This window comes from Rhizobium sp. H4 (assembly GCF_003013335.1).
Classification (GTDB): Bacteria; Pseudomonadota; Alphaproteobacteria; order Rhizobiales; family Rhizobiaceae; genus Rhizobium; species Rhizobium sophoriradicis.
Genome location: NZ_PSOW01000009.1, coordinates 15,376 through 40,547, shown reverse-complemented (window position 1 = coordinate 40,547; position 25,172 = coordinate 15,376). Strand labels below are relative to the sequence as shown.

At 60.9% G+C, this 25,172-nt stretch carries 28 protein-coding genes and 3 pseudogenes; 12 read left to right on the top strand and 19 right to left on the bottom strand.

Annotated features, from left to right (window positions below):
* Positions 1–14: 14 nt before the first annotated feature.
* From C4N04_RS15305 to C4N04_RS15260, 9 genes and pseudogenes are all read right to left on the bottom strand, one after another.
* Positions 15–1,038, bottom strand: a pseudogene (locus tag C4N04_RS15305) (chemotaxis protein CheB).
* A gap of 132 nt (positions 1,039–1,170) precedes the next feature.
* Positions 1,171–1,563 (bottom strand): response regulator, encoded by a 393-nt coding sequence (locus C4N04_RS15300; protein WP_010057933.1) that lies wholly within the window; start codon positions 1,561–1,563, stop codon positions 1,171–1,173.
* Positions 1,564–1,589: 26 nt separating this feature from the next.
* Entirely contained in the window at positions 1,590–1,994 is a 405-nt protein-coding gene (locus tag C4N04_RS15295) for a response regulator (protein ID WP_106796540.1), read from the bottom strand.
* A gap of 94 nt (positions 1,995–2,088) precedes the next feature.
* A complete protein-coding gene (locus C4N04_RS15290) occupies positions 2,089–3,261 on the bottom strand; it encodes a helix-turn-helix domain-containing protein (protein ID WP_106796436.1) in 1,173 nt (390 codons plus the stop codon).
* Positions 3,262–3,439: 178 nt separating this feature from the next.
* Positions 3,440–4,474 (bottom strand): L-idonate 5-dehydrogenase, encoded by a 1,035-nt coding sequence (locus tag C4N04_RS15285; RefSeq protein WP_106796539.1) that lies wholly within the window; start codon positions 4,472–4,474, stop codon positions 3,440–3,442.
* A 10-nt stretch (positions 4,475–4,484) separates the two neighbouring features.
* Entirely contained in the window at positions 4,485–5,891 is a 1,407-nt protein-coding gene (locus C4N04_RS15280; RefSeq protein ID WP_106796435.1) for a TRAP transporter large permease, read from the bottom strand.
* A 4-nt stretch (positions 5,892–5,895) separates the two neighbouring features.
* A complete protein-coding gene (locus C4N04_RS15275; RefSeq protein WP_106796434.1) occupies positions 5,896–6,468 on the bottom strand; it encodes a TRAP transporter small permease in 573 nt (190 codons plus the stop codon).
* A gap of 227 nt (positions 6,469–6,695) precedes the next feature.
* Positions 6,696–7,670: a sialic acid TRAP transporter substrate-binding protein SiaP gene (locus C4N04_RS15265; RefSeq protein WP_040112019.1), complete on the bottom strand. Its 975-nt coding sequence runs from the start codon at positions 7,668–7,670 to the stop codon at positions 6,696–6,698.
* A gap of 21 nt (positions 7,671–7,691) precedes the next feature.
* The gene (locus C4N04_RS15260) at positions 7,692–8,450 is read right to left on the bottom strand and encodes a FadR/GntR family transcriptional regulator (protein ID WP_106796433.1); all 759 of its coding nucleotides are present in this window, start codon (positions 8,448–8,450) and stop codon (positions 7,692–7,694) included.
* Positions 8,451–8,676: 226 nt separating this feature from the next.
* Here C4N04_RS15260 and C4N04_RS15255 point away from each other — a divergent pair, with 226 nt between their 5' ends.
* The gene (locus tag C4N04_RS15255; protein WP_009996590.1) at positions 8,677–8,937 is read left to right on the top strand and encodes a hypothetical protein; all 261 of its coding nucleotides are present in this window, start codon (positions 8,677–8,679) and stop codon (positions 8,935–8,937) included.
* Positions 8,938–9,349: 412 nt separating this feature from the next.
* Here the strand turns inward: C4N04_RS15255 and C4N04_RS15245 are convergent, their stop codons facing one another.
* Positions 9,350–10,078, bottom strand: coding sequence for a Crp/Fnr family transcriptional regulator (locus C4N04_RS15245; RefSeq protein WP_106796432.1), 729 nt, complete (start codon positions 10,076–10,078; stop codon positions 9,350–9,352).
* 235 nt (positions 10,079–10,313) lie between these two features.
* On the opposite strand from C4N04_RS15245, the gene C4N04_RS15240 reads away from it, so the two are divergent.
* The 3 genes and pseudogenes from C4N04_RS15240 (at position 10,314) to C4N04_RS15230 (ending at position 12,148) form a co-directional block, all read left to right on the top strand.
* Positions 10,314–11,693, top strand: coding sequence for a PAS domain S-box protein (locus C4N04_RS15240; RefSeq protein ID WP_106796431.1), 1,380 nt, complete (start codon positions 10,314–10,316; stop codon positions 11,691–11,693).
* Between the two features lie 13 nt (positions 11,694–11,706).
* Positions 11,707–11,809 (top strand): annotated as a pseudogene (locus tag C4N04_RS15235) (Crp/Fnr family transcriptional regulator); the annotation flags it as partial.
* Positions 11,810–11,830: 21 nt separating this feature from the next.
* Positions 11,831–12,148: a hypothetical protein gene (locus C4N04_RS15230; RefSeq protein ID WP_245425592.1), complete on the top strand. Its 318-nt coding sequence runs from the start codon at positions 11,831–11,833 to the stop codon at positions 12,146–12,148.
* Here the strand turns inward: C4N04_RS15230 and C4N04_RS15225 are convergent.
* Positions 12,114–12,413, bottom strand: a complete 300-nt coding sequence (locus C4N04_RS15225; RefSeq protein ID WP_106796430.1) for a hypothetical protein — start codon at positions 12,411–12,413, stop codon at positions 12,114–12,116. The genes C4N04_RS15230 and C4N04_RS15225 overlap by 35 nt on opposite strands.
* Positions 12,414–12,689: 276 nt before the next feature.
* On the opposite strand from C4N04_RS15225, the gene C4N04_RS15220 reads away from it, so the two are divergent.
* The 4 genes from C4N04_RS15220 to C4N04_RS15205 all read left to right on the top strand — a co-directional run bounded on the left by C4N04_RS15220 (position 12,690) and on the right by C4N04_RS15205 (position 14,197).
* On the top strand, positions 12,690–13,061 hold the full coding sequence (locus C4N04_RS15220) for a hypothetical protein (RefSeq protein WP_040112015.1): 372 nt from the start codon (positions 12,690–12,692) through the stop codon (positions 13,059–13,061).
* 74 nt (positions 13,062–13,135) lie between these two features.
* Positions 13,136–13,441, top strand: coding sequence for a hypothetical protein (locus C4N04_RS15215; RefSeq protein ID WP_245425578.1), 306 nt, complete (start codon positions 13,136–13,138; stop codon positions 13,439–13,441).
* A gap of 84 nt (positions 13,442–13,525) precedes the next feature.
* The gene (locus tag C4N04_RS15210; protein WP_106796428.1) at positions 13,526–13,708 is read left to right on the top strand and encodes a hypothetical protein; all 183 of its coding nucleotides are present in this window, start codon (positions 13,526–13,528) and stop codon (positions 13,706–13,708) included.
* A gap of 60 nt (positions 13,709–13,768) precedes the next feature.
* Positions 13,769–14,197 (top strand): DUF983 domain-containing protein, encoded by a 429-nt coding sequence (locus C4N04_RS15205; RefSeq protein ID WP_106796537.1) that lies wholly within the window; start codon positions 13,769–13,771, stop codon positions 14,195–14,197.
* A 66-nt stretch (positions 14,198–14,263) separates the two neighbouring features.
* Here the strand turns inward: C4N04_RS15205 and C4N04_RS15200 are convergent, their stop codons facing one another.
* From C4N04_RS15200 to C4N04_RS15190, 3 genes are all read right to left on the bottom strand, one after another.
* Positions 14,264–14,983: a Crp/Fnr family transcriptional regulator gene (locus C4N04_RS15200; RefSeq protein ID WP_040142355.1), complete on the bottom strand. Its 720-nt coding sequence runs from the start codon at positions 14,981–14,983 to the stop codon at positions 14,264–14,266.
* 219 nt (positions 14,984–15,202) lie between these two features.
* On the bottom strand, positions 15,203–15,934 hold the full coding sequence (locus tag C4N04_RS15195) for an alpha/beta hydrolase fold domain-containing protein (protein WP_245425576.1): 732 nt from the start codon (positions 15,932–15,934) through the stop codon (positions 15,203–15,205).
* A gap of 248 nt (positions 15,935–16,182) precedes the next feature.
* Positions 16,183–16,680, bottom strand: coding sequence for a DUF4142 domain-containing protein (locus tag C4N04_RS15190; protein ID WP_106796427.1), 498 nt, complete (start codon positions 16,678–16,680; stop codon positions 16,183–16,185).
* A 160-nt stretch (positions 16,681–16,840) separates the two neighbouring features.
* Here C4N04_RS15190 and C4N04_RS15185 point away from each other — a divergent pair, with 160 nt between their 5' ends.
* The 3 genes and pseudogenes from C4N04_RS15185 to C4N04_RS32490 all read left to right on the top strand — a co-directional run bounded on the left by C4N04_RS15185 (position 16,841) and on the right by C4N04_RS32490 (position 18,383).
* Positions 16,841–17,353, top strand: coding sequence for a ferritin-like domain-containing protein (locus C4N04_RS15185; protein WP_106796426.1), 513 nt, complete (start codon positions 16,841–16,843; stop codon positions 17,351–17,353).
* 126 nt (positions 17,354–17,479) lie between these two features.
* Positions 17,480–18,117, top strand: a pseudogene (locus tag C4N04_RS15180) (Crp/Fnr family transcriptional regulator).
* Positions 18,118–18,260: 143 nt separating this feature from the next.
* Positions 18,261–18,383: a hypothetical protein gene (locus C4N04_RS32490; RefSeq protein WP_280950812.1), complete on the top strand. Its 123-nt coding sequence runs from the start codon at positions 18,261–18,263 to the stop codon at positions 18,381–18,383.
* A 254-nt stretch (positions 18,384–18,637) separates the two neighbouring features.
* Here C4N04_RS32490 and C4N04_RS15175 read toward each other — a convergent pair whose 3' ends face one another.
* Positions 18,638–19,975 (bottom strand): cytochrome P450, encoded by a 1,338-nt coding sequence (locus C4N04_RS15175; protein WP_106796425.1) that lies wholly within the window; start codon positions 19,973–19,975, stop codon positions 18,638–18,640.
* A gap of 141 nt (positions 19,976–20,116) precedes the next feature.
* On the bottom strand, positions 20,117–20,644 hold the full coding sequence (locus C4N04_RS15170) for a sigma-70 family RNA polymerase sigma factor (protein WP_040112008.1): 528 nt from the start codon (positions 20,642–20,644) through the stop codon (positions 20,117–20,119).
* A 337-nt stretch (positions 20,645–20,981) separates the two neighbouring features.
* On the opposite strand from C4N04_RS15170, the gene C4N04_RS15165 reads away from it, so the two are divergent.
* Positions 20,982–21,485 carry a ferritin-like domain-containing protein gene (locus C4N04_RS15165; RefSeq protein ID WP_009990029.1) on the top strand — a complete coding sequence of 168 codons (504 nt, stop codon included), beginning with the start codon at positions 20,982–20,984 and terminating at the stop codon, positions 21,483–21,485.
* Between the two features lie 63 nt (positions 21,486–21,548).
* Here the strand turns inward: C4N04_RS15165 and C4N04_RS15160 are convergent, their stop codons facing one another.
* Genes C4N04_RS15160 through C4N04_RS15150 form a run of 3 tightly spaced genes read right to left on the bottom strand, consistent with a single transcriptional unit; the run spans position 21,549 to position 25,096 of the window.
* The gene (locus C4N04_RS15160; protein ID WP_106796535.1) at positions 21,549–23,267 is read right to left on the bottom strand and encodes a glycoside hydrolase family 32 protein; all 1,719 of its coding nucleotides are present in this window, start codon (positions 23,265–23,267) and stop codon (positions 21,549–21,551) included.
* A 4-nt stretch (positions 23,268–23,271) separates the two neighbouring features.
* On the bottom strand, positions 23,272–24,165 hold the full coding sequence (locus C4N04_RS15155; protein ID WP_077989873.1) for a carbohydrate ABC transporter permease: 894 nt from the start codon (positions 24,163–24,165) through the stop codon (positions 23,272–23,274).
* A complete protein-coding gene (locus C4N04_RS15150) occupies positions 24,158–25,096 on the bottom strand; it encodes a sugar ABC transporter permease (protein WP_077989874.1) in 939 nt (312 codons plus the stop codon). The genes C4N04_RS15155 and C4N04_RS15150 overlap by 8 nt, the downstream gene beginning before the upstream one ends.
* Between the last annotated feature and the right edge of the window lie 76 nt (positions 25,097–25,172).

The following is a 25,172-nucleotide window of genomic DNA, read 5'->3' as shown; positions in this document are numbered from 1 at the left end:
AAGATACAACTTTATCAGCTATCTTGGAAACGCGATGCGCGACCGAGGCGCAGAGACGTCAGGGCAGCTTGCCGCAAAGTCTCCGAATACTGCTTGTACTCGACAGCCCTTGCCTCGTAGAGCTCGGCGACGGCGGGGCGGCCGGTGTCGCGCGCGTCCCGTGCCATCCGCTCCACCAGCGTCAGCCGCTCCTCCATCACCCGCATGGCAATCCTGATCGCCGCGTCGAGCTCATCGATATGCGCGACCAGCGCGTCGGCGGTATAGGCGTGGCCGATCTGACAGCGAAACCGCAGCGGCTGTGAGCCGCGAACCTCGGAAAGCACGCCGTGACAGTCGGGACAGGTTAGGGCAGTCGGAGAGGCGATCTTGCGAAGTTCGGCACTGCCAAGTCGTGCGCCAGCCGCAATATCGACTTCCAGCCGCAGACCGTCCGATGGCGAACCGCAAGCCGGCCCGGCATCGCTTCCCGCGATGCCTGCGAGGAGCTTGCCAAGGTCAGCCGCAGGGGCCACATGATCGACCTCCACTGCCTCAAGCGCCGCCAAGGGCATCTGGTCTGCCTCCGCGTCGAGCGGGTGCTGCACTACGGTCGTCCCCCCATTGGTTTTGATCGCGTGCAATCCTGCCGCTCCGTCGTTCAGCATCCCGGTCAGCACGAGCCCGACCACCCGCGGGCCGAAAGACAGGGCAGCAGAGCGAAACATGGGATCGATCGACGGCCGGACCATGTTTTCCCGGGGGCCGGCACCGAACTTGATCGTCTCGCCCATGAGCAACAAGTGGCGATCGGGTGCAGCGAGATAGATGTGGCCCCCGCTCGATCGGCTGCCCGTCGATCGCCTGCGTGACCGGAAGCTTGGACCGTGCCGATAGGATCTCCGGCAGAAAGCCCGGAGAATTCGCGGGAATATGGGTACTGACGAAGACGCTTGCAGGAAGGTCGGCGGGCAAATCAGCGACCAGGGTTTTCAAGACAGCACTGCTCCCTGCCGACCCGCCAATCGCAATGATATCCTTGGTCGCGCTGGAAGACATAGATTTTGACCTTTCCTGATCAGGTTCAACAACCGACGAGCCCTCTTGGTTCCGCCGGGCACCCGGAATCGCTCCGCTCGTTGCTGCATGCACCGCCGAAAGCTGCAGATTCCCGGAGCCCGACTGGGGTGATCAATTCAGAGGCTGGGACCCTGCCCGGCCAAAGAGCGCGACGGCGATCTTTTCGAGCTCGGTCGGTTTCTCGCAGAGAGCAAACCCTCGATACTTTGCGGGGATGTGTGACGGGTCGTAGCCGGTCGCAAAGACAAAATTGATCTCTCGTTCCTCCAGTTCATCGGAGACAGCAAATACCAGCTCGTCGCCAAGAAAGACGTCCAGGATCGCCGCATCGACGCGTTCGCGATTGATGAGGTCAAGCGCGCGGCCAACATTCGCCGCAGGGCCAATGACGGTCGCGCCGAAATCCTCCAATTGCCGGCGGGTCTCGTCGGCAAGAAAATACTCGTCCTCAACGATCAGGATACGCTTCCCCGAGAAGAGTTTCGTGTAATTGCCTTTTTCCACTGGGTTCTTTCCAATCGGGCCGGAGGTCAAAGAGAGCGGCGGACTCCGGGCGGCTGCCGTACCGGCAGACCAGCCAGGACCGTCAGCAGCTCTCGTTCATCGCAGGGTTTGTTGAGACAGGGCATCATGCTGAATGGCTCGGGAACGGAATCGCAGTCGTAACCCGTGACGACAACGAAGGGGATTCCTTGCTCGGCAAGCCTCTCGGCCACCGGGTGGGCCATTATCCCACGCAAGTTGATGTCGAGAATTGCGGCATCAAGTTCGGACGCGCGCTCAGAGACGAGCTTCAAAGCGCCGGCGACATTAGATACAGGCCCGGCGACTTCGGCTCCTGCGTCCTCCAGCGCCATGACCATGCTGGAAGCGGCGAGGTACTCGTCTTCGACGACCAGGTAGAATCGCCCCGCGAACGAAAATGGTCTTTGCATGATCCAGCTCCTTCGCATGCCGAACTCCCGCTGCGGGCGAAAGTTGCGCCGTCGAACGGATAATAGCTTCACGATGTTCCGGCCGTGACAGAATCTATTCGCGTCCTTTTTGCCCGCGTATGGGGGGTGCTAAAATGGGCGCGTGATTGACGGTGTTTTTCCCAGCGCTCCTTGCACCGTTTAACGGGAATCCCATCAGGCGCTCGTACTCAGCTTCCGGAATGCCGTAGGAGCCGTGAGCTTTGAGAATGAGTCCGGCCCGGTCCACAATGATGACCTTCCCTCGTAAGGACCTGATGAGCTTCTCGCCCTCCAGGACGTGGAGCGCGCCCGTCACGCCGGAACGCCTGACGCCGAGCATGAAGGACATGTATTCGTGAGTCAGATGCAGCACCGGGTTGTCTGTTCGGTCGAGGAGCATCAGCAACCAACGCGCCAGTCTCTGTTCTATGGAGTATCGTCCGTTGGCCAAGGCGGTGTAGCTGATTTGAATTCCGAGCGCTCGCGAAAAGGAATGTGAAAGAGAGCGCAACTGCGGGGCTCGGTGCGTAAGACGAAGGAAACTATCGACATCGATGCGCTGCGCGGTTCCTTCGATCTGCACCATAAGGTTGTAAGGCGTTCGCCAATCGCCCTCCAACAACCCGGCACCGGTCACGCCTTCACGTCCGATCAGGCCGGCTTCGACCTGCCTGCCATCGAGAGACGCGGCGACAAGGGAAACGACACCGGTTTCGATGAAGGACACCGTTGTTATTTCTACAAACTGCTGCTCGAGGACCTCACCTTGGATCAGCTGCACCGGCTTCAGATGTGGCCGGATGATCTCGCTTTCGCGTCGAGAAAGCATCGAAAGGATCAAGTTCTTTTGGCCACCCGCCGCCTTTTCAATTGAGCGCCGGCAGTCGGAAAGCGCATCGTAAACCGCGCTCTTGTCCAACGGCTTTTCCACGAAAATGCGATCGGCAAAACGCGGAGGAACAACGTCTCGGCTGTAGCCGGTTGCAAAGAAGAAGGGGATATTGCGCCTTGATAGCTCGTCGGCAACCGGAAATACCATGGTTCCGGCCAGATTGATGTCCAAAATGGCAACGTCGATTTGGGAGGAATCATCAATATATTTCAGTGCCTGCTCGACGTTGGGGGCAGGGCCGACAATCTTGACGCCGATTTCGCTCAGGTTGGAAGCGAGATCACTCGCCAGCACATAGTCATCCTCGACGACCAGGACAACCCTTCCCCGAGGTTTGTCAAAAGCCGTATTCATGCGGATCTGTCTCCCAGCGCCATGTCGATTTATACTGGAAACGTTCGCGTTGCGCACCTGTTCCGAAGCGGCACGACCGACCATCGACCGTAGGTTCGCCGATAGCCTCAATAAGCTGAGGCTCCCCGAGCGCGCCGCGCTTTTGCGCCATGTCGTCGCCCGCGAAAACTTCCGTGCTCTATAAGGTCAGCTGCACCTTGCAAGCAGCCGTACGGTCACCGGCAAGGATGAAAGCGGCGTCGGCCTCTTCGAGGGGCAGGCTGTGACTGATGATTGGCCGCACGTCGATCTCGCGACTTGAGATCAGCGCGACGGCGGCGGCGAATTCCTCGTGGAACCGCTGCGTGCCATGGATATGGAGTTCCTTGCCGACGATGGCGTTGAGCGGGACCGGAATCTCTCCCGTGACACCGACCTGCACGATCGTGCCGCGCGGCCTGATGGCGGCAATGGCGCTGCGGATGGCGGGCGCGGCGGCCGAGCATTCGAAGACGAGATCGAAATAGCCCTTCCCCGTCTCGAATTCGGCAAGCGCCGCACCCTCTCGAGACACATTGATCGTCCGGCTCGCCCCCATCGCCTCTGCCCTCTCCAGTGCCGCATTGGCCAGATCGGTCACGACGATTTCGGCCGCGCTGTGATAGCGGGCGGCGGCAACCATCAGGCAGCCGATCGGGCCGGCGCCTGTGACGAGGACGCGCTTGCCCGAGATCTCTCCCGCACGCGATGCCGCGTGCAGGCAAACGGCCAAAGGCTCGCTGCAGGCGGCTTCCGCGGCGGTCGTCGCCGCTCCGACTTCGAAGCACTGCCTGGCCGGCACCACCAGCCATTCCCGGAACATGCCCTGCTCATGAGGCAGGCGCATCGCGCTGCCCATGAAACGCATGTCGAGGCAGTGGATCGGCAGTCCCTTCCCGCAATATTCGCATTCGCCGCAGGGCTGGCTGGGGTTGACCGCCACCAGCGTTCCGGGTTTCAGGTCTGCCCCCTCCCCTGCCCTCTCGACGATTCCCGATGCCTCGTGACCCGGAATGATCGGCTCGCGCACCCGGATCGGTCCGAAGCCGCCATCCTGATAATAATGCAGGTCGGAGCCGCAGATGCCTGCGGCTGCCATTTTCAGCAGCACCTCGCCTGGGCCGGGAGCCGGAACGGTGTCGGTCTCCACCCTGAGATCGCCCTTTTGGTAAAGCCGTGCCAGACGTGTCCGCATCATCGCCCTCCTATCTCAACAGTCCGAGTTGCTGCGGCAGCCAGAGCGATACGGCTGGGATGAAGGTGATCAGGATCAATGCGAGGAAGAGCGGCACCAGCCAGGGCAGGATCGCCATGGTGGTGCGTTCGACCGAGAGTTTCGCGACTCTGGACAGCACGAACAGCACCATGCCGAGCGGCGGATGCAACAGGCCGATCATCAGGTTCAGCGTCATGATCAGGCCGAACTGAACCGGATCGATACCGAACCTGGCGACAATCGGCAGCAGGATCGGCACGAGGATCGTGATTGCGGCGATCGTATCCAGGAAGCAGCCGACGAAAAGCATCAGCAGGTTCACGAGGATGAGGAACACCCATTTATTGTCGGTGATCGACAGGATTGCATCGGAAAGCAGCTGTGCGGCCTGGCTGACCGTCAGCAGCCATGCGAAGACGGAAGCCGCGGTGACGATGAAGAGAACGGATGCCGTCGTCTCGATCGTATCGAAGCTGGCCTTGGCGAGCGTCGAGAACGTCATAGTGCGGTAGCGCACCAGGCCGAGGAACAGCGACCAGAGCACGGCGGCGACCGCGGCTTCGGTCGGCGTGAACCAGCCCATCGTCATCCCGCCGATCAGGATCACCGGGGTCATCAGCGCCATGACGGCGGAAAAGGCGAAATACCAGTCGAGCGCCAGAAGCACGAGAAGGGCGATGCCCGTGGCCGCATTCATCGACAGCCCAGCCCGCATCATCAGATAGATCGCCACGGGCACCATCAGCACGACGAGGATCTCCAATCCGGCCGACAGCAACTGCCTGACGTCGAAGGGTGCGTCCGAGCCCCAGCGCTTGTAATAGGCAAAGGCGGCGACGGTGACCATCATCAGCAGCGTCATGACGACGCCGGGCAGAACGCCGGCCATGAACAGAGCGCCGATCGAGACATTGGCCATCATGCCGTAGATCACGAAAGGCAGCGACGGCGGGAAGATCGGCCCGAGCGTGGCCGACGCCGCCGTCACGCCGACCGCCGCTTCGACGGGATAGCCGTGATCCTTCATCGCCTTGATCTCGATAGTGCCGATCCCGGCCGCATCGGCAAGTGCGGTGCCCGACATGCCGGAGAAAATGACCGAGCCGATGATGTTGACCTGCGCCAGCCCGCCCTTCATCCAGCCGACGAGCGCGACGGCGAAGGAATAGATGCGGCCGGTGACGCCCGCCGAGTTCATCAGATTGCCGGCGAGGATAAAGAAGGGCACGGCCAGAAGCGGGAAGCTTTCGACACCGGCGATCATGCGCTGGGCGACGATTATGTCAGGGGCGATGCCGTAAAGTACGATATAGAGCACGGATGCGACGGCCATCGAAATGGCCACAGGCACGCCGACAAGCATCAGCAGCAGAAACGAACCAAGCAGCAGCAACATCGGATTACCCTTCGACGGTCTGGAATTCTTCCGGCCGCTCCAGGACGGAGTAGCCGCGGCGCATATTGGCGATGAAGACGATGACCGCGCGGATCAGCATCAGTACGAAGGCAACAAGGACGGAGTAAAAGACGATATTGCGCGGCAGCTCGATGGTGACCATCTGCTCGTCGGCGACGATCTCGACGTAACGCCACATCAGATAGCAGCCATAGGCGAAGAAGCCGATGCGGACGATATCGACGAAGGTCGCGAGCACGCGCGCCAGACCCGCCGGCATATAGTGATAGAACACATCCACCTGAATGTGCCGCGACATGCGCACGCACATGGCGGACCCCAGGAAGACGACGCCGATCAGGCAGTTGATGGCGATTTCCTCGGTCCAGGCGTAACTGTCGTTCAGCACATAACGCGTGAAGAACTGCACGAAGACGCAAGCTGTCATCAGCCAGAAGACGATCAACGTGATCCAGTCCTCGATGGCATAATCCGCGACATTTGCAGTCGGCGCGTGCCCTTCGAATTCGTGGCCGATTTCCTCGGCCGTGATTGGCGTGTGAATTTCTTGCGACATGATCGGCCTTGTTCCTGTTGGGGAGGATGGCGCGGCGCGGGCGGCGCGACCTTTAGTTCGTTGAGGCAGGCGCTGCCCCTCATCCGGCTGCCGCCACCTTCTCCCCGCACGCGGGGAGAAGGGACATGCCGCAGCCTCTCGGCTCGCCCCGGCCTCTCGCCTGGCACGTCCCCTCGCCCCGTTTACGGGGAGAGGGTTAGGGTGAGGGGCAGTCTTCGCTGACGAGCTTACTGAATCGCCCGGATCGCTTCCCAGTCGGACTTCTCGTAGCCGAAGTCCTCGAACTTGACCTTCTCCATCACAGTCTTCTCGAAGTCGGACTTATCGACTTCGGCGACATTCAGGCCCTTTTCCTTGAAGGTTGCGACGAGGCTGTTCTCCTTGCCGGCGATTGTCTTGGTGGTGCGCTCTGCCGCCTGCTGCATCACCTCACCGAAGATCTTCTTGTCCTCGTCGGAAAGCTTCGCCCACAGCTGCTTGGAAACAACCGTGTTCAGGTGGTCGACGATATGGCCGGTGAGAATGATGTTCTTCTGGACTTCGAAGAACTTCTTCGCCTCGATCGTCGTCAGCGGGTTTTCCTGCGCCTCGACGGTGCCGTTCTGCAGAGCAAGATAGACTTCGGCAAAGGCGATTGGCGTCGTGTTGGCGCCGCAGGCACGCGGCATGGCGAGATAGGCCGGAACGTCGGGCACGCGGATCTTCAGGCCCTGCATATCAGCGCATTTGGCGATCGGCTTGTTCGAGGTCGTATGGCGCGTGCCGTAGTAGCTGACGGCGGCGATGTGGTTGCCGGTCTTGTCTTCATAACCCTTGGCGAGGCGCTTGAAGACGTCGCTCTTCGTATAGGCGATCAGGTGATCGGGGCTGCGGAAGATATAGGGGAAGTAGGTGACACCGATCGGCTTATAGTCGCGCGCCGCAAAACTCGACCCCGATATGATGATGTCCACGGTGCCGAGCTTGAGGCCCTGGTTGATGTCGGCTTCCTTGCCGAGCTGCGAGGCCGGATAGACCTCGATCTTGTAGCGTCCGTCAGTGCGCTTGGCGATCTCCTCCGCGGCCCAGACGGAATCGGTGTGGAAGGGCTCGGACGTTTCATAGACATGTGCCCATTTCAGCACTGTTTGGGCGTGGGCGATCGCCGTGCTCGCCATGATCGCGGCTGCGGTGCAAAGTATCGTTGCCAGTCTGCTCTTCATCGCTCTCTCCTCCGAGCTCGGTTAAGTCTTGACGGTTCCTTTCGCGCGCCCCTGAGCGGAGCCGCGCTTCTCCTCTCCCGAAAACTCCTCCCCGAAGCTCTCGGAAAACCTCTTCTGTGACATGGTAAGATGGGTGCGCATGGCGGCCTTTGCGCCCGCTGCATCGCCGGCGGCGATCGCATCGCGAATGGCCCGATGTTCGTCGAGAGCGCTGCGCCATGTCGTCGGCCCCTCGAAATGGCTGGCGAGCCTGGCGAAATAAGGGGTCATGCGCATGTCGAACATTTCGCCCGTCACCCGGATCAGCGTCGCATTGCCGACGATGGCGGCAATGCCGGTGTGGAAGGCACGGTCGGCGGCAAGCACCGCGCTCGCATCATTGACGCCGCCGCTCATGCGCATCAGCGCCTCGTCCAGCACGGCGATGCCGTCCGGCTTGGCGCAGCCCGCCGCTTCTTCGGCAATGGCACATTCGATGATGGCGCGCGCCTGCAGCAATTCGAAAGGTCCCTCCACCGGCTCGCGTTCGCTTGCCGCGGCATTGGCGCTATGCTGGCGCACCACATATATGCCGGATCCCATGCGGATGTTGATGAGGCCTTCGACTTCCAGGACGATCAGCGCCTCGCGCACCGTCGGGCGTGATACGGACAATTGCTCCGCCAGATCGCGCTCGGCCGGCAGCCGCTGGCCGACGGCAAGCTCGCCGCTCGCGATCATTAAACGAATCTGATCCGCTACCTGGCGATAGAGGCGGCGTGATTCCACTGGCGAAAACATCACGGTCTCCCTGGCGGCTTCTCCTCAAGCCGCGGTTGGTCAACTGGCCTGACCAATTAACGCATCGATACCATTCCTCGGGTTGTGCGTCAATACGCCGCATAAACGCAGAACACGAATGCTGCTGTTGAGGCCGGTCGCTCTGACCGGGTCGGCGGGTGGTTGCGGAGTGCTGGGAACCTTCGCGGCCATCCAGTGTTTTGGTAGCCGATTTGGGAGCATGATGATGAATTATCTCTGGCTTTTTGCGGTGGCGGGAGGAGCGGCCCTTCTGGGCGTTGCTCTCTGCTTCGGAATGATCAAGCAGGATGGCCGGCGCTCGATCGCCGCCATTGCCGGCGCCTTCGTGGTTGCCATCGGCGCCCTGGGAGTGGGTGTCTATGTCGCCACCGCCCCGACGGCGCCCCTGCGTGCCTCCGATAGGGAGGGCTCGCAAAACAGGCTTCCGGCGGCCGCCACGACTGAAAAGGATCTGCCGGGAAGGTGACTAAAGCATGTTCGCGCAAAAGCGTGCAGCGGTTTTGCGGCAACGACATGCGTGAAAACAAAGATCTAAAGCGCGAGAAGCGAATCGGAAAGATCGCGACGCCGCTTTAGGGCCGCCCGCCCAATACGGCGAGCGGGCTCGCCACCATCGGCAGGAGGTGCACCATGGCGGGTTTTGCGGTTATTCAGGAGCGTGCGTTCGCCGCAGCGCTCAAATCAATGACGGACGAAGAGCTTTTCCGCCTGATGGCAAAACTGGAAATGCGTAGCCAAGGATCGGGCCGATCCTCTTTAACAGACGAAACCTTCGTCAAGATCGTTCTCACCGAAAGCGCCATCGAAAGGCGTTTCCCAGGCCAGATGCTGAGGCCTTACAAGGAATGGCAAGTGCGGCTGCGACGGCAGGAGGCCCATCAGTGGGCGGCAGCTCGTGCGCGGGGCGGTCGGGCGATTTCGGGTGAAGCGGGGCCGGAGACGCCTGGGAGGTCATAGGCATCGGCCGCGAAAGCTTCGAGGGCCCGGCGGTTGCGGATGATCACCAGGCCGCGGGTGGAATAAATGAGATGCTCGCCTTCCAGGATGTGTAAGGCATCGGTAACGCTCGACCGCCTGACGCCAAGCACCGTCGCGAGATGCTCATGAGTAATGGCAATCTCCTCGCCGTTCAGACGATCATTGCACATCAGGATCCACTTCGCCAATCGCACGTCGATCTTGTGTACGGCGTTGGAGAGCGCGGTGTGGGCGACCTGCGCGAAGAAGTTATGGAAAAAATGCGAGAGCAGCGGCAAGACCGCGGGATTCTCACGCAGAAATCCTGCCAGGGCAGCGGTCTCGACGCGACGTCCATGGCCGGCGACCTGCATCGTGATCTCGAAAGGGAAGCTATTCCCTTCCATGATAAGGGCCGGCGGCGACACGCCGTCCCTGCCGACAAGGCCGATCTCCGCGCTCCTGCCCGCGGCAGATGCCGCTACCACGGAGGCTATACCGTTTTCCAGAAAGTAATAGTGACAGACCGGCATGCCGGTATGAACGAGACGCAGATCGCGCGGCAGGATGAGCGGCTCGAGTACCGTCTCGAAGGCCAGAAACTCGGTATCCGTCAAATGCGATAGGATGAGATTTTGGGTGCATCGCATGGCCCTGTCCCTTGCTTGGCAAGAGCACATCGCTCTTAGCCGCCAGCGCCATAAAATCTGCTGAAGATGCCAGCAATTATGGACCCCGGGAGGAGAGATTGCAAGCCGCCTGGCGCTGCCTGCATCGTCGAGCAGGTTGCGCAGACCCAAGGCTTTTGTACGCAAGCGCACGTCGGACCGAAACTGCCGTGGCAGGTGCTAATGTAGCGGAATGGAATTCCGGGAGTGCGCTGGTATGGATCAATATACCTTTCCGGGCGACGACGCAGAAATCTATCGCCACATCGTCGAGAGTGCGCTGGACTACGCCATATTTGCGATGGATCTCGAGGGCACGGTGGCGACGTGGAGCACCGGCGCGGAACGCCTCTTCGGTTATTCAGCACCGGAAATCCTCGGACAGAACAGCGCCGTGATCTTTACCTTCGAGGATCAGCTCGCCGGTGCAGCGCTCAAGGAGATGAGGCTTGCTCTTACCGCCGGACGTGCCAGCGACGATCGATGGCACGTCCGAAAAGACAACAGCATGTTCTGGGCCTCCGGGCTGATGATGCCGCTTCGTAACGACACCGGCCAGATCTACGGCCTGATGAAGGTCGTCCGCGACCGCACACGAAGGCTGCAGCAGGACGAAGCGCTGCGCGCCAGTGAGGAGCGCCTGCAACTTATTCTCAAAAGTGCGATCGACTATGCAATCTTCGCCTTCGATCGGGAAGGAATGATCATCAGCTGGAACACGGGAGCCTGCCGGATCTTCGGCTATGAGGAACAGGAGATTCTCGGGCGCGACGCGCGTATTCTATTTCTCCCGGAGGACCGAGAAGACGGCGCACCGGAACGCGAGATGAAGGCCGCGCTGGGGCACGGCCGCGCGGAAAACGAACGCTTCCACTTACGTAAGGACGGTTCGACATTCTGGGGCAGCGGATTGACGATGCCGCTGCGTGCCCATCACCATGGTGCCGGCTTTCTCAAGGTGCTCCGGGACGACACCCAGCGGCACTCCGCCGACGAACATCAGCAGGTGATGATGCGGGAGATGAGCCATCGCATCAAAAACAGCCTCGCGCTGGTTGCGGGAATGCTCGCGATGCAGGCGCGCTCTACGAAACACCCGGACGTCGAGCAGGCCCTGCGTGACGCGGAAGCACGCGTCGGAACGATCGCCCAGGTGCATGATCAATTGTGGCGGCAGCCGCATATCGAAACGGTGGATCTCGCCGACTTCCTGTCGAGTCTGTGCCAGCGCCTCGAACAGTCGACCTCCCTCCACACCGTCTCCGTCGACGCGGATCCATGCATTGTCGATGCCGACCGTGCCATCCAGATCGCCCTTCTGGTCAACGAGCTGGTAACGAACGCCTTCAAGCACGCCTATTGCGATGGCGGCGGCGCGGTCTGCGTCGTCGCGCGCAACAACGGCGGTGAGCTCCGTCTCGAAATATCGGACGGCGGCAAGGGCCTGCCCCCGGAATTTTCGTCCGACGAAAATGGCGGAAAAAGCCTGGGAATGAAGGTGGTGCGCGCGCTTGTGCAGCAACTGAGGGCCGAGCTCCAGATCGAAGATCGACGGCCGGGTGCGGGTTTCGTCATTCGATTGCCGAGAGATTCTTGAGCGGCCGCTGGCCGGCAACGACCTGCCGCTCACCCCATGAATTCCTGGCGCTTGTGCTCGGCGTGCGGCGCTCCGGCGTGTCGAACGAACTGCATGTCATCGAAGGACTGAGAGCCTCAGGTCGTCCGGTGTGGGGCATGGGATCAATGGTAGGTGATGGCGGCGCCGGTTTGAAGGCGCATGATCGTCGCGCGAAGCTGGAGGAGTTCCCTGAGGATATCTTCCCAGCAATCCTCATCGGCGCTGGCGATCGATGTCATCGACCTGCGGATCGTTTGAAGGAGACGGTGGAGGGCCTGTCGATCGGAACGGTCGTCGCAGAGATGCTGAAGATCATCGATGATCTGTCTGAGGACAATCCGCCGTTCTCGAAAGCTCAGGGACGAGGAACAAGCCGCGATGAGGGCGTTAGGCCGCCTCCTAATCATCATGACACGCTAACCGGTCGGCCTTGACGGCTGGCGAGCGCGCGCCTGATGTGGCTGTCGAGATTGGCAAGCTTTCGAAATCCAGATGCATGTGCCGCATCAAACCACTGAGCCTATGCGGGTTGCGGATCCCGCATTCGAACCAGGAGACAAGTTCCCGCGCAACCTGCTGCGCCGCCGGACTGCCGATTTCGCAGGACTTTTCCCGACACCATTCCTTCAGTACAGAGTGTAACATGCCGATGTCCTCGGGCTGCAGCGCCGGCTTCGTAATTCCCGAATGCTGGGTCATTTCCGCATTCCTCCCCATTACGTGAGGTGATCCTAATCTTCGGATTTTCGATTTCAATCACGGGTACGGAAGCGTACGTATGCGGGTTGCCGGGTTGATTTCCAGCCACAAGACCGTGGAACCAACGAGGTCGGATCAGGTTCGGCAGGAACGAGGAAGAACGTCGCACGGCAGGCTTGAATGTGATACGCAGGGTGCAGAAGCGGATCGCCTGAGGTTTGAGTCGCCATTAGCAGCATGATCATCGTCAAACCAAGGCTATTGTAGGCGCCCGCCATGAAATCGCTCAACCCGGTCGCCGGCAAGACGATCCTCATTATCGGTGAGTCCGGCTTTCTGTCGAACGAGGCAAAACGGGCATTGATCCGCCGCCAGGCTTCGATCGCCGGGCCTGTCGTCGTCTCCAGCGCGATGGAGCGCTTAAGCGAAGGTCTTCAATTCGAGGCGGTAATCATCGACATCAGGATTTCCGATCAAGCCATGCTCTGGCTGAACGACTGGCTCGAGACACGCCGAATCCCCTTCGTCTTTGCCCATCACCAGCAGTCGCAAGCGCCTCCCGGCGGCTTTGTGCTGAGCGGTCGTTCTTCCGATATCGATGCGGTGGCCGCGGCTTTGTTCGGACCTGATGCCTCCTATTATCATTGAGGATGTTCGCTTCCGTACAGTTCTGCCAGGGGAGTTGTACCGGCCTTCGTCGAACGCCATTATTAAGCGGCACAATGGGAAGCTTCGGCATCAGGAAGGGCGCTATGCCTGACTGTCAGTCCAAACATCTCAAAGCACTGGATTCTGCCGATATCAGCCGCTTGCGGTCCATCTTGAATGCGATCTGCCGCGAGACCGGCGAGCCGTTGTGCGGCCCTGCGATGCAGACGATCGCCGCATTGCTGATCGGCCTCTTTCGCCACGGCGTGACAGACCCTGACAAGCTGCTATCGGTTGGCCGCCTCGCACTGACACAGAATGCGCGCGGTATGACAAAAGCCACCGCATTCAAGCCTGGCGGGCAGGTGGAGGCGCCATAGCCGAACGCGATCCGATGTTACAGCGCCAGACGCCCGCAAGGTCGAGCGTGGCGACTTCATTTGCAAAGCGAAAGGGAGAATGGCGTGAACGAGGACAAGAAGGCGCAGGCGGACATCGAAGGGACCGACAAGAAACCATCCGAGGCAACCCGCCTTCCGGCCGCCGGTCCGCATGCCAAGGACCGACTTACAGATGAAAGCAAACCCCCCGGCGCCGGATCGTTACCTGAGAAGGGCGAGCAAAGCGTTCTGCCGGGCTCGGGCTGACCAACGGCCGCCTGCATGAAGGATCAATGGAACCCGATGGCGCGGCCGAAGTTCGGGGAGATGGAACCGAACCACGACATCAGCAAATTTGAACCGACGACCAATCCGGCGATCACTGGATTGCTCGGCCGTTGCCCGCGATGTCAGCGGGGCCATCTGTTTGCGACTTATCTGAAGCTCGCACGCCACTGTGATGTCTGCGGCCTGGACTACTCCTTCGCGGATCCGGCAGATGGGCCCGCTTTCTTCTCAATGAGCATCGCCGCCGTGCCCGCCCTCGCCTTCGCCCTATGGATCCAATTGGCGTTCGAGCCGCCGATCTGGGTTCATCTTCTGGTCACCCTCCCGGTGACCGCACTTGCCTGTGTCCTCCTTCTGCGTCCGCTCAAGGGCTGGCTCGTCTGCTCGCAATTCTTCCATAAAGCGGAAGAGGGCAGGATTGATGCTGACTGGCACGCGTCAGAAGCCGAGCGGAAAAGCAAAAACTGATCGGCGCAGCCGCAAGATTCCAGGCAGGTCCGTTCCAGACGTGGCGGATCGAACGTCGGTACAGGCTCAACGCGTGAGTTGAGTGCCGATCAATCGTCTATATTCCTCTTCGGCTGCACCGTAGGATCCGTGCGCCTCTTCGATCAGTCCGCGCCGGTTGAGGATAACGATCTGCCGACGGGTGGAGCGGATTAGCCCTTTGCCTTCGAGCAGGTGTAGCGCGACGGTGACGCCGGCCCGACGGACGCCCAACATCACAGCCAGAAACTCATGCGTCAGCCAGATGGTCGTGCCATCGGTTCGGTCATGCACCATCAACAGCCAGCGCGCGAGCCGCTCCTCAAGCTTGGCATGGCCGTTGGCAAGAACCGTCGAGGTCGTCTGGGCAAGCAGCGTCTGAACATAGGCAAGAAGAAGACTGCGCAGGGCGCGGCTTTCTTCCACGGCGGCAGAAAGGACGGGTGCGGGCAATTTGAAGCCGTGTCCGGAAATCTGCATGAATGTCCGGTTCGCGGACTGTTCGCCTCCGAGTATGACTGCGGCGCCGGTCATGCCCTCACGGCCGACGATTCCCACTTCGAGGTCGCGCCCGCCCGGAAATCTCGCCACGATCGACGCAAGCCCAGATTCCAGAATATAGACATTGCTGATCGGCGTATCTTCCAATTCAAGGACCAAGGGAACCTCGAGATCGAGCGGCTCCAGATAGGGCACGAGAAGTGCACGCTCCTGCGGCCCCATGGCCCGCAAAAGTTCGTTTCGAAAAGTCAATTGCTGGTGATCCATATTCATTCGCGCATCTATGGTAATGCGACCCTCTCGCGGGCGAACCTAACCATATAGAATCGTTGAGCAACACACTGTGCACTAGCGTACAAATCTGCGGCTGCTGCTGATGCGTCTGATGAACCCTCCAGCCTTACCTTGGGGCCGCTCGATGTCGTCTTCGGCGACAGATTTTGATGTTGAGAAGTGCTGATAAGCCGGAACATGCCAGATGACCGCCTAGCTCGAGCCCTCCGCCGTCGCGATCGTCCTCGATATCCATTCACGGACAAGTCTGTTTGCTCTCGCCGCCAGCTTCGTCGGGAAGCGATTGAAGCCGTGCGGGGCTTCGGGAAAGATCACGCAGTCGGCGTTGCTGCTTTGCTGCTGCCATTGCCGCGCCATGGAAAGGCTGTCGTCGATGATCGGATCGAGTGCTCCGGCGATCAGCAAGGCGGGCGGAAGCCCCGAGAGATCGGCAAACAGCGGACCTTTGGCCTCTCGCCCGTTTAGGCTCCGTGTCAGCCGCTGAAGGTTGCGGAGTGCCGATGGCCCGTCGATCACGAGACTCTTTCCGCTCGACCGCCGCAGGCTCTCCGATCCGGTCAAGTCGAAACCACCGCACATGGAAACAAATCCTGCAACTGCCTGTGCCTTGCCGCACTCGCGCAGATGAAGAAGCGCCTCCGCGGCAAGATGGGCGCCGGAGGACTCGCCGCCGAGGATGATCCGTTCAACCTGCAGTTCGGCGAGGTGCTCGACAAGCCACTTGACCGTCGTCCTGCAGCCATCGAGGGTGACGTCGAGCCGATCATCGACGGCGTTATGGAAATTCACCGCGGCCACCAGCATCCCGCAATCCCTTGCGATCGGGCGGGTGATGCCGTCATCGAGACGGGCATTGCCCATCACCCAGGCACCGCCATGGAAATGGATATAAAGGCCACGAGCGTTCGCTCGCGGCAGGATCATTCTTACGCCGACAGGACTGCCAACGCTCAAGGTAGTGCGGCCGGCGGTTTGGCCGTGACGGGCCAGCAGATCAGGAACCAGGGACTGGACCGCCCGAACCACGGCTTGGATCGTTTTGGCATTCCAGCGCCGATCGGTGTGGTAACGAGGCAAGAGACCGAGGAGCGCGTTGAGCCTTCGAGCGCCGCGCAGTTCCTGCGTGGTGAAAGAGGGCCCCGAACCGGCTTTTTTCCTGATGCTGGCCACGCTCACTTTGAGGTCAGCCCCTGGATCCTCGTCAAATGCATCCTGAGGTCCGGCAGAATCTTCTGCGAGGCGCGTTTCACCGCGCCGTCCGGACCATTTTGTGAATAGTCCGCGAAGAGCGCTACAGCCTCCTGATGCGCCGTCAGCTGTGTCGAAAGATAGGCTTGGTCGAGATTTGCCTGATCGCTTTGGCGAAGCGCCTCGAGCTTCTTGTTGTACTGGTCGTCGAGCGCTGTGGGCAGCGCAATGCCGTCCTCCTTGGCCGCATCGGCAAGCGTCGACCCTGCCCGGCCGTGATCCTTCAACATGTCGCCGGCAAACTGCCTGGCGTCCTCTGCCTTACCTTTGGCAGCTTCAATCTTGGCTGCCTCCACTTCGAACATATTCGACATGGCGGCGCGGGCGACGAAATCGGTTGCTTTGCTGCGAGCGGCATCATCGGCAGCGAAGCTGGGTACCGACGTCAACAAGAGCAGGCAAAGGTTGAATATCAGCCGCATGATTGTCTCCTCATCCTTGATTTAGCGACGTCGCAATTGCGAATGCTCCCCAACAAGCGGATGCGGGGACGGTTCCGGCGTCCATGGCAGCCGCGCCTGAATCTTCTTTTGGAACCAGGACGAGACCGTGCAGTTAGGCTGGCGAAAAAGGAGAACTGATATGGCAGAGAACGAAATTCGCGACGTCTTCGTCGTCGGTCTGAGAAATGCGCACGCCATGGAAAACCAGGCGCTCAGCATCATGAAGCCGCAATTGAAACGGATCGAGAACTATCCTGAAGTTGCCGAAAAGCTCGACCGACATATACGCGAAACCGACGGCCAGATCGTGCGGCTGGAGGAGATTCTCGATGGATTGGGCGAGGATAAATCGACCCTGAAAGATATGGCGCTTTCGGTTGCCGGGTCCGTGGCCGCTCTCGGCCATGCGGCTGCCGGCGATGAGATCCTGAAGAACGCCTTCGCCAATTTCGCCTTCGAAAACTACGAAGCTGCCGCTTATAAATCGCTGCTGGCGGTCGCCGAGGCGGGCGGATACGGAGCGGCTACGTCCGGTCTTCAGGCTAATCTGGGCGAAGAGCTGGCGATGGCGGAATGGATCAATGGCAATCTGGTCGCTCTTACGACGAAGTTCCTGTCGCTGCGCCAGTTGGGCGAGACGGCCAAGGTGTAGGCTTTCAATTCAGCGGCTCACCAGCTGACCAAAGCGGAACCGATTGACGAAGTCGGCTGGGGGCCAACCATCGCGTCCATGAACCCATAACACTGCCTGCAGTCCCGCACTCATAGGAGAGCGAATATGGCAGAAACGACGATGCAGCCGAAGGAGAACCGCCTGCTGGGCCTGTTGCCCGAGGATGAGTATGCGGCGGTTGTCGCCCATCTCGAACCCTGCGCCACACCTCGCGGTTTCATCATCGCCCCGGCCGACGCAATCATCGAGCACGCCTATTTTCCCTGCGAGGGGATAGGTTCGGTCATCAATATCTCGCCCGAGGGCAATCGTGTCGAAGCAGGGTTGTTCGGTCGCGACGGCTTTGCACCGGCGGCTGCGGTGGTCGGTGCAAGCATCAGTGTCCCGGAAGTCACCGTCCAGGTGCCGGGTTTCGCCTATCGTCTATCGATGAACGGTTGGCCCGCTGGATCTTGATGTGTCACGACAGGATCGACGGCAACGAACTTGCGCTCACGCACGAGTTCATCGCCTTGATGTTGGCGGTGCGGCGGCCGAGCGTCACCACGGCCCTGCATCTGCTCGAAGGCTACCGCTTCATCCGCTCCGTTCGCGGCCTGGTGATCGTCAGGGATCGCGCCGGCCTGGAGGACTTCGCCTCCGACGCCTATGGCAAGGCAGAGGACGAATATGAGCGGCTGATCGGACCTCTCAGGAAACCGAAGCGTGGTCCGAACGACATACCTTCCCCACGCCCGGCCTGAGCAAGCGGATCGAAGCCCGGCCGCGACTTATCTTCCGGCATACCCGCCGCCGGACCTCGCCTGCTCCGCTGGTAGAGCCCTTCTCAACCGGTTGTCCGGAACATTCCGCCTTTCGGCTGGTTCGGGAGCCGAAGGAGAGGAAGATGAACCAAGGTTCGGATCGTCGCGCTTTCGCGGTCTATATCGCAGCCATCGTCCTAGTCGGGCTTTTGATCGTGCTCGGCACTACGCTTTCGGCCGTTCCATCACGGATTGGCCTCCCTTGAAAACTCGATGCTATGATCGCTTCTGCTGCCTGCGTTCCAGGAGAGCGACGGTTCGGTCCGGGTGGACGGGCTGAGCAGTGAACAGCAGCGGAACGGCCTGAAACCCCTGTGGCTGGTCATCGCCATATTAGAGCAACAATGGTCGCCATCGCCTTTCTGCTTTACGTCTCGATCCTCGTCTACGGCGTAATGCAAAGGATGTAGCACGCGCGGGCGGAATTTCCTGGCGAACGACCGCCATCGAAGGGCAGAGCCTATTTTTCCCTGCGTCGAGCGGCCAGCCGGAGCCGGATGGCGAAGTGATCGAGAGTGCCGGGCAGATTGTCGACAGCAAGCGAGGGTTGGAGCAGCACAACATCAGCCGCCGACAAGAAGGCGCCGACGGCAAGGCTCGCAACCGTCGGTACGAGATTATGTGCCGGGCAGATGACGGGACCGGCACTGAAGGGTACGAGCCCTGCTGCCGGCAACGCATCATTCGGACCCCAGATGCTCGGGTCCATCCGATTGGCGTAGAGGAACTCGGGGTCTCGATGGAAGAATGGTGCGAAGATGATGACGCCCGTGCCACGCGGGATGATCCTGCCGCCACATTTGATATCCTCGGTCAGCTGTCTGAGGATGACGGGTGTTGTCGGCCAGAGCCGCAAGACCTCGAGCAGGCAACTGCGGGTGAAAGGACGATCGAGGTCCCCGCTCATGGCCTCTTCCACGGCTTTGCCCCAATAGCTCACATGGCAGGCCAGCATCGCCAGCGTCCTGATGACGGTAATTCCGGCCGCGTCGAAAGCGAACAGCCACTGGGCCACCTGGCTTTCCGGGGCGATCTCACCGCCTTTCGGAAGCCGGCTGACGAGACTGTGCTTGTCAGGTTCGCTGAGATAGCGACCGACCTGCTGATGAAACAGGGCAAGCTCGCGCCGGTCGACCGGGGCGGCAGAAGCCCAGTTCGCCCGTCCCCGCAGGTCGTTCAAGGTCTCGGTCAATTTGATGTCATTGCGCGCCCGCTCGCCGAGGACGAGTCGCCTGACGACCCGAAACCAGGCCTGCGAAAAAGCTGGCCAATCGAGCTCACCCGACCGGTTGGATCTGATGTCGCCCAAAAGCTGGAGGAATTCGGCGTCGATGACACCCTTGAAATGGGCGGAATATGGATGGAGCCGATCTGCTGTTGCCAATGCCTGCTCATGAGCTGGCCGAAGCTCGGCGCGCCGCGGGGCCGACGACACAAGGACGTTCTTCGGTTCGAAGTGGGCAAGGGCGGCGTGCTTTTCCGGCGTTGCGGCGGCAAACGGTTCGGGCGAAGATTGGAGCACCGTGGAGACATCGGCCGGATCCAGGAGGAGCAGTTGCGGCCGGAATGGAATAGGTAGCAGAAGAGGCGCCGGACCGTATATCTTTTTCAGCCGCTGCATCTGTTTCACGGCTTTTGCATTCCAGTCCTGGCGTTCCGCCAGATGCTCGATCGTCGGGCGGCGGATGATGATGCCCTTGGCAACCGTCGGGGCCACGATCGTCATGATCACCCGAAGCGTATCGGTCCACCCGGCACGGTTTACTCTGGGAAAAACAGCGTGGCTTCGCGCATTCATGACACTCCAGCCCGGTCGGCAGCGGCCCTCCATGGCGGAGGGGTCTGACCTGTACGTGTAGAGCCATCTTATCGGCTTGAATTTGGAACCGGGACGAGGACCTTTTGTTCCTGCCGGCCGGCCGATGAACCGACTGGGCGCTCAGTCGGCGAGATGGTTTCCGAGCATCTGCAGCAGGGACTCGCGGGCACGGCTGACGCGGCTTTTCAAGGTGCCGATCCGGCACCCGCACATCCTGGCGGCATCCTCGTAGCTCGTTCCGGCAGCTACCAATGTCAGTGCGCGGCGCCGGTCGTCGGAAAGACGTGTCAGGGCCCGCTGCAGCTCGTGCTCCCGTAGCGTCCACTCCTGGGTCGGCGCGATCGCAACCTGTTCCAGCGCCGCATCCATCCCGACCGGCTCGCGTTTTTGCCGGCGGTAATTGGTGCAGAACGTATTTCGAAGGATGGTGAAAAGCCAAGATTTGAGCGAGGTGCCGGGCTGATAGAGATGCAGCGAGTTCAGCGCCTTCAGCAAGGTCTCCTGGACGAGATCATCAATGTCGTCCTCACTGCGCAGAAACCTGCGGGCAAAGGCGCGCAATGCCGGCGTCAGTTCGACGATCTCAAGCTCGATTGCGGACTTTTCTTTGCAATGCGACGCAGGACGTACGGAAGACGAGGAAGTCATTTTTCTCTCCTGGGATGAGAGGGAAAGTTCCAGCCGTCCTATTCGTTGCCGTACGATATCGGACAAAGCGGTGTTTTGCCTGGACCGGCTTTCTCGTCGACCAGTCACGACCTCGCCCGCGACCAGCATTGCGGATAGGGAGCATTCACGACCGTACAAATGGGAACAACGGCTTTCGGCGATTGTTCGGCTGATCGCCGTCCCGACAGTCTCGGGTCGGCCTCTTCCTTGGCCGGATAGAGATGACGCCTCCAGCCACGGAGGCGTCATTTCCACGCGGAACATCCGGCCGATGCGAGAGTTGATTGTCGTCACGACACGCCACAGGAGGACTGAAATGGCAACCGAGAAGACTCTGAACGACCTGTTTCTCGATACCCTTAAGGACATCTACTATGCCGAAAAGCAGATACTGAAAGCCCTGCCGAAGATGGCCCGCGCCGCGCAATCGGAAGAGGGCAAGGCCGCGTTTCTGCAGCATCGCGACGAGACCCAGGCTCAAGTCGAACGCCTCGAGCAGGTTTTCGAGATGGTCGGCAAGCCGGCCCGCGGCAAGACATGCGAAGCCATTCAGGGCATCATCGCCGAAGCCGAGGAAATCATGGACGAGTTCAAGGGCACGGTCGCCCTCGACGCCGGCCTGATCTCATCGGCGCAGTCCGTCGAGCATTATGAGATCGCCCGCTATGGCACGCTGATCGCATGGGCAAAGCAGCTCGGCCTCAAGGATGCCGTGCCGCTACTGCAGGCAACGCTGGCCGAAGAAGAGGCGACCGACAAGAAACTCACGCGGATCGCCGAGGCTTCGGCCAACGTGAAGGGCAAGGGCAAGGCAGCCTGAGCCCGTTCATTCAGCAACGGCCGCCGCCTCGGCGGCCGTGCTTTGCACCGGCTTCTCCTGAGATCAAAGACCAAGCTGCCAGATTTCGGCGGCGATGATATTTCCCTCGGGTGCGATCAGACGCGCTGTGCTCACCCCCTTGAAGCCGGGCAGCCGCTTGGTTCCGGTCCAGCGCCCATCGTCGGCAAAGACTTCGATCGAGCCCGCATCGAGCAAGATCCGGATGGTCGACGGGCGCGCGCCGGCGGCGATATAGCGGGGCGATGGCTTGGCATTCGCCACCGAGAAGGGAATGCTCAGCCCGCCGTCGTTCAGCTGCACCGCGACCGTCGCCTCGGGATGTTCGAGATCGAGGCGGAAAGCGCTGCCGGCCTGGCCGAGGGTCAGCAGGATTTCGACGGAGCCATTGGCGAGATCGACGGTCCGGCCATCGAGAAGGCCTCCGGCATTCAGCTGGCGTTGCCGCAGGCTTTCGACGCCTGACACCGGCGGCGTGATCAGCGCACCGTCTCGCAATGCCAGCCGTCGCGGCAGGGTCATCGCCGTCGGCATGTCGATCTCTCTCGAAATATCCGTCCAGTTCGCAAGCCAGGCAATGCCGACCGGACCGGCCTCGTCGACGAAGGCCTGGAACGCGTAGGCGTCGGTGCCGAAATCCAGCTCCTGCTCGAATTCCACGGAGAAGCTGCGGCCATCGAAACGGCCGACGGTCGCAAGCGTCATGTTGCGCCGGCCGGTTGTCGGGTCGCGGCTGGTCAGCAGGCCGAAGATCAGGGCCCAGCGGGTCGTCGGATCGCTGGCGGGGCCATCGAGGGGCAGCATGCAGGGGCATTCCGCCGCCGTCATCCCGAAGCGGTTCTCGCGGTGAAGCGTGCCGAGGAAGGTCCATCCCTCCGCCGCGGCCGGATCGTCGGCTTCGTAGAGCAGGATGACGCCGCCCTCGCGGTCTCGCGTGCCGAGCAGCATCTTCCATTTGCCGTCGGGGCCTTTGAAGACGTAAGGGTCGCGGAAATCGGTCGTCAGCCCGAGCCCGGCGGGACGCGCCGGCAGGATCAGGCGCGCCGGCTCGACATTGACAAGATCGCGGCTGGTGGCGGTGAACTGAACCTGTTCCTCCGGTTCCCGGTCCTTCATATGCTCGGTGAAGAAAATGCGAAGGCCGGCTTGATCGCCGGGAAGAGCGATCGCCGAGCCGGAAAATGCCCCGCCCCGCCCGTCGGCCCGCGCGGCGAGTTCATCCGAAGGGAAAAGAAAGATCGGGAGATGCGTCCAGCGAAGATAGTCCTTCGAGACCGCATGACCCCAATGCATGTTGTTCCACCGAAGGCTATGGGGATAGTGCTGGTAGAAGAGGTGCAGCTTGCCGCCGAACCTTCCAAACCCGTTCGGATCGTTCATCCAGCCGAAAGGCGGGCGGAAATGATAGCCACCCGGCACTTCGGGGGCGGCGTTGGCAGGGCGGGCATGCAGCAGCCGGATGCCTTCTTCGAGAACCGAGGCTTGGCGGAAGGCATAGAGTACCGAGACCTCTGTTGTAGCAGGATCGTAGGAGAAGGCGGTTTCTCCGCCTCGTTCCAGCATCAGCGGCCGAAACTCGAATTCATCAGGATTTGACGTTTCGAGGGCGCCGGTCAGGTCTCCATCGACATGTGACGTCAGCCTTGCCGGGGCGCCGTCATGCGTCGCCTTGATCCAGGCATGGATCGTGCAACCCGCCGGCAGCACGGCGCTGATCGTCTCCAGCCCCGCTTCATCCGAGGGCGAAATCGCTTGGCTTGTCATCAATTCAACCTTTCACGGCAGAGCCGATAAAGGAGCTCACGAACCAGCGCTGGAATGCGAGGTAGAGCCCCAGGATCGGGATCATCATCAAAACGGAGGCGGCCATCGCCCGATCCCAGTAGATGCTGTCCTGCCCGAAGAAGGTGGCGATGGCCACCGCGATGGGGCGGGCATAATCGGTCTGCGTGACGAGGATCGGCCAGAGATACTGGTTCCAGGTCTCGATGCCCATGAGGATCGACACGGTGGCGAGTGCCGGCAGGCTGAGCGGCAGGAAGATGGAGCGATAGGCCCGGAAAAAGGATGCGCCGTCGACCTCTGCGGCCTCAAGCAATTCCTTCGGCAGCTGCGCGAAGAACTGGTAGAACAGGAAGATGTAAAGCGGGCTTGCGACCCAGGGCACGATCTGCACCGCGAAGGTATCTGACATACCCGCCCTGGAAACCATGATCACCAGCGGCATGATGATGCTTTCCTGCGGGATCACGTAGAGCGCAATCACGACGGACAGGATGACGGCGCGGCCCTTTAGCGATCCACAGGCCAATACGAAGCCGGCCATCGAATTGACGATCAGGCCGGAACAGACCGTGGTGATCAGGATGATCAACGAGTTGATGAGATAGCGTCCGAAGGCGAGTTCGCCGGAGAGGTGGCCGACCTCGGCGTAGTTGGAAAGCGTCGGGTTCGACACCCAGAAGGCCCGGAAGCTACCCATATCGGCCAGAATCTGGAACCGGTCGTCCTTGAGGCTGGCGACGACGAGCAGCAGCAATGGAGAGACGATCACCAATGCGATGATGAAGATGCAGACGGTCTGGATGGTGCGCAGAATCCTCGTGGCGGAACGCGGCTGCGCCGTGCTGGCCTGCGGGATCGAGAGAGCGATATCAGACATCGAAGCGCCTCAGGAGCTGGCGCTGGATCAGCGCGATGACGAGAACGATCACGAACAGGATGACCGAGACGGCGGAGGCATAACCCATCTTCTGCTCTTCGAAGCCGGCGCGGACCATGTAGTGCACCACCGTTTCGGTGCTGCTTTTCGGCCCGCCCTGCGTGAGGATAGCGACCTGGGTATAGAGCTTGAAGGCCTGGATGGTGGTGATGACAAGCACGAAGACATGGGTCGGCCTGAGGCCGGGCATGGTCACATGCCAGAAGCGGCGGAAAGCGTTGGCGCCGTCGATCTTGGCCGCATCGTAGAGTTCGTCAGGAATGCCCTGAAGCCCGGCGAGGTAGACGATCATCTGGAAACCATAGGCCTGCCAGGCCGAGAGCAGCACGAGCGAGAACATTGCCCATTGCGGATCGCCGAGCCAGTCGATCGGCTGGATCGCCCCGCCCGAGAGGAAACCGAGGATCTGGTTGAACGGCCCGGTGGGATACTGGAACAGCGTGCCCCAGATGACGCAGACCACGACCATCGAGGTGATTGCTGGCAGGAAGAACATGCCGCGCAGCAGGTTGCGGAACGGCAGCTTCTGATGGAGCAGCAGCGCCGTCGCAAAAGCGAGGCCGCACTGCGCTGGAATGATCCAGAAGGTGAAGCGGGACACGTTCCAAAGGGCCGTCCAGAACAGGTCGTCCTGAAAGATACGGATGAAATTGTTAAACCAGACGAACCGGACCGGCGTCGGCCGCGGCACCAGAGGCTGGTTGGTCATCGCCGTCCAGAAGGACAGGAGGAACGGCACGATCAGAAAGAGGGTCAACAGGATGACGGCCGGCGCCAGCATGGCGGCTTCCTGCATCAGCCGTCCCTTGTCGTGGCGGCGCGCCGAGGCTTTTCGAACTGATGTCGAAGATGTCGATTGCTGCAGGACCATATAGCTCCTCCTTTCCCAATTTGGCTGCCGGTCGCGCCCGGCGATGTCTGCCGGAGACATCGCCGGGCCGCGACCT